This window comes from Protofrankia sp. Cj3 (assembly GCF_917627355.1).
In the GTDB taxonomy this organism is placed as follows: Bacteria; Actinomycetota; Actinomycetes; order Frankiales; family Frankiaceae; genus Protofrankia.
The window spans coordinates 32,803-38,460 of record NZ_CAKJTR010000031.1; the positions used below are offsets into that span (position 1 = coordinate 32,803).

Genomic DNA, 5,658 nt, shown 5'->3' on the forward strand with positions numbered 1-5,658 from the left:
AAGGACCCAGCGTCCGAGGAGGTAGGCGACGAGCGCATGGCCGCCCTCGTGCGCGATCGTGTCGAGGTGGCCGCTGCCGTGCCAGGTCCATGTGGGCACGACCGCCGCGAGGGCGGCCAGGCCGGTGAGCGCGATAATCCATAACGGCGTGCCAACCCTGTCCGCGACGATCATCGTCAGGCCCATGCTGCTACTACCGTTGTTCATGGCACCCCCGGCACGACACGATTCGCATTGGCTCATCAATATTGGCGCTGCTGATGTGCTAATCACATAATTTTTTCGCCGGATGGACAACTGAATATTTTTTCGCGCGGCGGGAGGCCGCGGGCGAGCTGGTCAGCCGCTGTCGCGCCGGCTGGCGAGATCACTGATCCTTCGAGGTTTGTGCGCGGCGGGCCGTTGTGCTCCGGCGCTGGGGCCGTGCTCCAGCGGGGGTGCCGCGATCCAACAGGACATTCCAAGGTTTCCGAAAGCTTCCCCTCAGGCGTGACCGCCACGGTATGCACATGACACACGTGTGGTTGAGCCCGAGTCTGCCCGCCGACCCAGGGGCGATGGCCGGCGCGCTCGGACCCGGCTACGAGGTTCTGCCACCGTCGGCTGAGCCACCATTCGGGGACGACCAGCCTGGGGACAACCGGCTTGGGGAGCAACCGTCAACCGGTGTGGCCGACGACGGCCTGAGCGAGCCGCGGCCGCAACGGCTGGTCCAGCCGATCATTGTTGCCACGATCTATGAGCGGGAGCTGCTGGCGGCTCTTGTGGCCCGTCCCGGCGACGCCCGCCTGGTGCTGGTCACGCCCCCGGGCGTTGATGTCCCGCCGGATCTGGGTGCTCAGGTACGGCCGCAGATGGTCGGCTCGGCCTCGTCGGTTGCCGATGTGGTCGCGCTGATCCGCGCCGTTCCCGCGGACACATCCATGGATGTGCTCGGGCCGGCGGGGGCTGACGCGCCCTGGTGGGCCGGCGCGGGCCGGCCCGAGATCCACTCGGCGGCCGGGCCGGCGGGTCTGCCGACGGCGGCGCAGCCCGCGGCGGGAGGTGGTCGGCGGTTCGGTCGGCGCGGTGGCCTGATCGCCGCGGGCGCCATACTCGCGGTCGTACTGGGTACCAGCGCCGCTGTCATGGCCGCGGCTGGTGGGGGAAACAGCGGCAGCCAGACCGTGGACGCCGCCAGTCCCGGCGGGCTTCCCAGCTACGGGCCGGGCCGTGGCCGCTTTCCCGGCGGTGGTGGGTTCGGCGAAGGCGGGATGCCAGGCGACAGGTTCCTGGGCGGGGATCGGTTCCAGGATGGCGACGGCCCGGCGATCGATCTGGAGAAGTTCCAGGCGTGTCTGAAGGACAAGGGCATCACCCTCGACGGTGGCAACGGGCAGCCTCGTCCGGATATGAGGGATTCGAAGGTCCGTGCGGCCTTCCGCCAGTGCATGGTGGACGCCGGGAGAGCAGCCGCGCCAGCCGGCGCTCCCGGTGACGACCAGCCCGGCGACATGGGCGGTCCGGCTGGCGCTGCTTCGGGCACGAGTCCGGCCAAGCCCACGACCTTTGTCGCGTCGGCGGCGACACTCACGTGAGGAAGGCGCCACCGCCGTCGTTACCGCCGCCAGCAGGTGAGCGGATCAGCAGGTGAGCGGATCAGTGGATCAGCGGCAAGGGGAGCACACGATGAGCACGAATGCCGGTGACCTCGACTGGGGGTCGGTCAGACCCGACGTCGACATCCCGGCACGGCGTCGGGAGCCATCACCTGAGGCTCTGGGCGGTAACGTTCACGCGGCGCCGAGCGCCCCCCCGATCCGGCTGCCCCGGCTGTTGCGGGGGCGCGCCGCGGACCCGTGGTGGATACGTCCGGCCCTGCTTGTTCTGCTGGCCGCCACCGCCGCAATCTACCTGTGGGGGCTCGGCGCGTCTGGTAACGCCAACAGCTTCTACGCCGCCGCGGTCCAGGCCGGTACGCGGAGCTGGAAGGCGATGTTCTTCGGCTCGTTCGACTCGTCGAACTTCATCACTGTGGACAAACCACCAGCGTCACTGTGGGTGATGGCTTTGTCCGGAAGGATTTTCGGCTTCAGCGGCTGGAGCATGCTTCTACCGGACGCGCTGGAGGGCGTGGCATCCGTGGGCATCCTCTATCTCACGATCCGCCGCTGGATCGGTCCTCGCGCGGGTCTCGTTGCCGGTGCCGTGCTGGCCCTGACGCCGGTGGCCGTCCTGATGTTCCGATTCAACAACCCGGATGCGCTGCTCACGCTGCTGCTTGTTGTAGTGGCCTACTGCGTGGTGCGTGCGACCGAGACCGGGAGCTACCGCTGGATCGCGCTGACCGGTACCGCGGTCGGCTTCGCTTTCCTGACGAAGATGATGCAGGCGTTCCTGCCGGTGCCGGCGTTCGGGCTTGTCTACCTGGTGGCCGCCCCGACCTCGATCGGCCGGCGGCTGGTGGGGCTCCTGGTCGGCGTCGGCGGTGTGCTTGTCTCCACGGGTTGGTTCGTGGCGGCCGTGGAACTGTGGCCGAAAGATTCCCGGCCCTACATCGGCGGTTCGACCAACAACAGCTTTCTTGAGCTGACCTTCGGCTACAACGGTCTTGGACGGATCTTCGGCAATGGGGGCGGGGGCGCTCGGGGCGGGGGTGGTGGGCAGCTGCCGGCCGGTATCGCCCAGTACCTGCGGGGGATGCCCGGCGGCGCTGGTGCCGGCGGTGCTGGCCGTGGCGGTGCTGGCCGTGGCGGTCCCGGGGGGATGTTCGGTGGCCCGACCGGCTGGAACCGGATGTTCGACAGCCAGTTCGGTACCCAGATCTCGTGGCTGCTGCCGGCTGCGCTGATCGTCCTGGTGGGCGGGCTGTGGGTCACCCGCCGGGCGGCCCGCACGGACCGCATCCGTGCCGGTCTTCTGTTGTGGGGCGGGTGGACGCTCGTCACCGGCATCGTATTCAGCTATATGAGCGGAATCATCCACCCGTACTACACGATCGCGCTGGCGCCGGGGATCGCCGGCCTTGTCGTTTTCGGCGGTACCGCGCTGTGGCGTGCGCGGGCCTCCCGGGTTTCCCGGACGCTGATGGCGGCGGCTGTCGCGGCCACCGGCGCGTGGTCGTTCATTTTGCTCGACCGCAGCCCTGAGTGGTACCCCGCGCTGCGGTTCGTCGTTGTTGCCGCCGCGGTTCTCGGCGCGCTCGCGTTGCTGGTCGGCCGGCGGCTGTTCGCCGCCGCCGGGGCGGGTGCGGCCGTGGCAGTGGTGATCGCGCTGGGCGCGCCATCGGCTGCCTACGCCCTCGACACCGCCGCAACGCCCCACATGGGCGCGATTCCAACCGCGGGGCCGGCCACTGCCGGCGGTGGTGGGTTTCCCAGTGGTGGGTTTCCCGGTGCGGCGGGCGGCCGGTTCCCCAGCGGGAGCTTTCCTGGCCTCGGGGCCGGTGGCGGCGGTCGTGGTGGGCCCGGGGCCGATCAGGCTGCCAACGCCGAGCTCGTCCAGCTGCTCAGGAACGGCCAGCGAGGCTACCGCTGGGCCGCGGCGGCGTCGGGATCCCAGATGGCCGGCTCGCTCGAGCTCGCCAGCGGTACCGCGATCATGTCGATGGGCGGGTTCAGCGGCGGTGACCCGGCACCGACGCTCGCCGAGTTCAAGCGGTATGTCGCTCATCACAACATCCATTACTACATCGCGGGTGGTGGTTTCGGTGGTTTCGGTGGCCGCGAAAACAACGAGATCACCTCCTGGGTGGACAGCGCCTTCACCGCCAGGACTGTTGGTGGGCAGACGGTCTATGACCTGGCACAGCCGAGAGCCTGACCTGATCCGGCTGCCTTCCGGCACACGTCCACGTTCGAGAGCATGCCGCCTGTTGGGGACTCTGCCACCGCAAGAGGCCTGGGATGAGTGACGATGGGGCTGTGAGCGGGCTGGCTGTGAGCGGGTCAGCCATAGGCGGTTGAAGTGGGGGGTTATGAGCGGGCGGGCAGCAGCAGGGCGGCGGGCATGACGCGGCCAGGCCGAGCGGGGAAGGGGGCTACGGCGGAGCCACTGGAGCCGCTGCATGCGGACGACCCGCTATCGGTCGGCAGGTACATGCTGGACAGCCGTCTCGCCGTCGGCGGCATGGGCACGGTCTATCTCGGCCGGGACACGCTGGGCCGACAGGTCGCGGTCAAGGTGATCCGGCCGGACCTCGCCGCCGATCGCGACTTCCGGGAGCGGTTCCGACACGAGGTCGCCGCGGCCCGACGGGTCTCGCCGTTCTGTACGGCCTCGGTGCTCGACGCCGACCCGGACGCCTACCCGCCGTATCTCGTCACCGAGTACATCGATGGCAGGCGGCTGGACTGGGTGGTGACGGAGGACGGTCCGCTGCCCGCCTCGACTCTGACCGGTACCGCGATCGGGGTGGCGACGGCACTGACGGCCATCCATCGCGCGGGGATCGTCCACCGTGACCTCAAGCCCGCCAATGTGATCATGTCGTTGTCCGGGCCGAGGGTCATCGACTTTGGGATAGCCAAGCTCGCCGCTACCACCCGTCATGCTCTCGATCGTGGACTGATCTTCGGGACCTACGGCTGGATGGCGCCCGAACAAATCCTCGACGATCCGGTCGGCCCGGCCGCGGACATCTTCACCTGGGGGCTTCTGGTCGGCTACGCGGGAACGGGCCGACACCCGTTCGCGGAACCGGGAGCCTTCGGGCCGGCCGCTGACGCCAGCCTGGGGCAGCGGATCGTGGAGGAGGCACCGGACCTGACCGGTCTCGCCCGACCGCTACGGGGGCTGGTCGAGACCGCGTTGACCAAAGATCCCAGGGCTCGGCCAGCCGCACGTGATCTGCTCATGCGTCTGGTCGAGGGCAACGCGGACGTCAGCGCCGCCACGCCGATCGATCAGATACTCGGGCGGACACAGCGGATGGCCGCTGTCGCGCCACCGACCCGCCGCGGTTCGCCGACGTTCGCGACCGGCCAGCTATCGGGACAACCAGCGCGGTTCGGGCAGCCAGCGCGGTTCGCCGAGCCCGCCGACGAGGCACCGCCCCCCTGGTATCCGCCGGCCGCGCCGTCGCGGCCACGCCGTCGCTGGTGGCTGCTGGCCCTGGCCGCCGTGCTCCTGCTGCTGCTCGGTTGGGTGGCCCTGCGAGGCCTCGGCGGTAACGACACAGGCGCATCGCCCGCCGTTGCCAGCTCCGCGCCCGCGGCTTCGGCCGCCCCGTCCCCTTCTCCCGTCCCGTCCGGGGCAGCCGGGGCCGGTGTCCCGGTCCACGATGGGCAGCTTGAGTTCACCGTGACACATGTGCAGTGCGGCCTCGATCAATTGAAGATCGGATTGATCACCAGGCATCCGGACGGCCAGTACTGCCTGGTCGCCCTCACCGCGCACAACATCGGCGGTTCGACCCGGAATCTGTCGGTGGCCCCGCAGCGGCTTGTCGACAGCGCTGGCTCAGACCACGATTCCAGCCAGCTCCTGTCGCGGATGGTTTTTTCAGAAGATATCTGGGGGAACATCTCCGCGGGCGAGACGGCGAGCGGCACCCTCGTCTTCGACATCCCCCAGGACGTCACCGCTGATCATCTGGAGTTGCACGACGGCCCGTTCAGCGGCGGGGTCACCGTCCCACTCCGATAAGAGCGTCCCTATTGCCGGGCGCTCTAAACGGCT

At 69.3% G+C, this 5,658-nt stretch carries 4 protein-coding genes; 3 read left to right on the plus strand and 1 reads right to left on the minus strand.

Annotated elements, in window-relative coordinates; all coding sequences use genetic code 11:
• Positions 1-207 (minus strand): M50 family metallopeptidase (locus MJ783_RS06590; RefSeq protein WP_239309217.1); only part of this gene is annotated, 207 nt, incomplete at its 3' end.
• 317 nt (positions 208-524) lie between these two features.
• On the opposite strand from MJ783_RS06590, the gene MJ783_RS06595 reads away from it, so the two are divergent.
• From MJ783_RS06595 to MJ783_RS06605, 3 genes are all read left to right on the plus strand, one after another.
• The gene (locus MJ783_RS06595) at positions 525-1,577 is read left to right on the plus strand and encodes a hypothetical protein (RefSeq protein WP_239309219.1); all 1,053 of its coding nucleotides are present in this window, start codon (positions 525-527) and stop codon (positions 1,575-1,577) included.
• Positions 1,578-1,668: 91 nt separating this feature from the next.
• A complete protein-coding gene (locus MJ783_RS06600) occupies positions 1,669-3,801 on the plus strand; it encodes a glycosyltransferase family 39 protein (protein WP_239309221.1) in 2,133 nt (710 codons plus the stop codon).
• Between the two features lie 144 nt (positions 3,802-3,945).
• Complete coding sequence (locus MJ783_RS06605) at positions 3,946-5,625, plus strand: serine/threonine-protein kinase (protein ID WP_370651464.1); 1,680 nt, start codon at positions 3,946-3,948, stop codon at positions 5,623-5,625.
• The last annotated feature ends 33 nt before the right edge of the window (positions 5,626-5,658 follow it).

Bases quoted from the DNA above. Each gene is read 5' to 3' on its own strand.
- MJ783_RS06600 (WP_239309221.1), top strand. From the start codon at position 1,669: ATGAGCACGAATGCCGGTGACCTCGACTGGGGGTCGGTCAGACCCGAC.